We start from the raw sequence: 1,025 nt of genomic DNA on the forward strand, positions 1-1,025 counted from the left end.
GGTTCGAATCGGGGCACCCCGACAAAAGTCTTTTCATTTTTTGGAAAGACTTTTTTTTTGCTTTAAACTGAAATCCTAATAGCTGAACTGTTATTGCGTCCCGATTGGAATCGGGAAGGCCGCAGGTTCGAATCGGGGCAACCCGACAAAAGTCTTTTCATTTTTTGGAAAGACTTTTTTTTTGTTTTAAACTGAAATCCTATAGCTAGAACTGTTATCGCGTCCCGATTGGAATCGGGAAGGCCGCAGGTTCGAATCCTGCCACCCCGACAAAAGTCTTTTCATATTTGGAAAGACTTTTTTTTTGCTTTAAACTGAAATCCTATAGCTGAACTGTTATCGCGTCCCGATTGGAATCAGGAAGGCCGCAGGTTCGAATCGGGGCACCCCGACAAAATTCCTCCCATTTTCTTTGTTTTTCACAAATAAGCATCTCAAGATAGCCGATGCACCAAATCTTTTTCATTACTCGCTTTCCCGCTTATTGCGTGAATCACCCAATTATTACATCTGCAGTTGTGTTTATTGAATTGCGAACTCTTCCTGATTTTTTACTTGTTACTTTGTTTTGTAGCTATTTAATTATTAAATAAATTAAAATGGATTGTCGAAAGTGCCTAAAGTACTAAAAATGACACTGTAAGAAATTTCGATTTAGTTTAAAAACTTAAAAAAAAAACATTTTGATATGAATCGTACTTTTACTTTCTTTTTTCCGAAAAAGCCTTTCTTGGTTTATGTGATCACTTTTTTGTCGGTTTTTCAAACAATGGCGCAGACAGTGCCTACTATGCAAGCTTCAAATCTTACTTTCACCAATACCACATCAACCGGAACGACATTGAACTGGACAAATGGGAATGGAGGAGGAAGGATTGTATTTATGCGTGAAGGTATAGGTTCTGCTCCTGTACCGGATAATATTTATTTTGCAGAGAATAAGGTTTTCGGTTTAGGAGATCAGATAGGTACAACAGGCTGGTATACCATTGTTAAGATTAATATCGATAATAAGACAGTGATAA

Annotated in this window: 1 protein-coding gene; it reads left to right on the forward strand. The window is 37.6% G+C overall.

Features of this window, described 5'->3' with window-relative positions; all coding sequences use genetic code 11:
• Positions 1–688: 688 nt before the first annotated feature.
• Positions 689–1,025, forward strand: a 337-nt coding sequence (locus tag B0A80_RS19845) for a hypothetical protein (RefSeq protein WP_133063725.1), incomplete at its 3' end; no start/stop codon positions are given.

Origin of the sequence: Flavobacterium tructae, from assembly GCF_002217475.1 — a bacterium.
GTDB lineage: Bacteria > Bacteroidota > Bacteroidia > Flavobacteriales > Flavobacteriaceae > Flavobacterium > Flavobacterium tructae.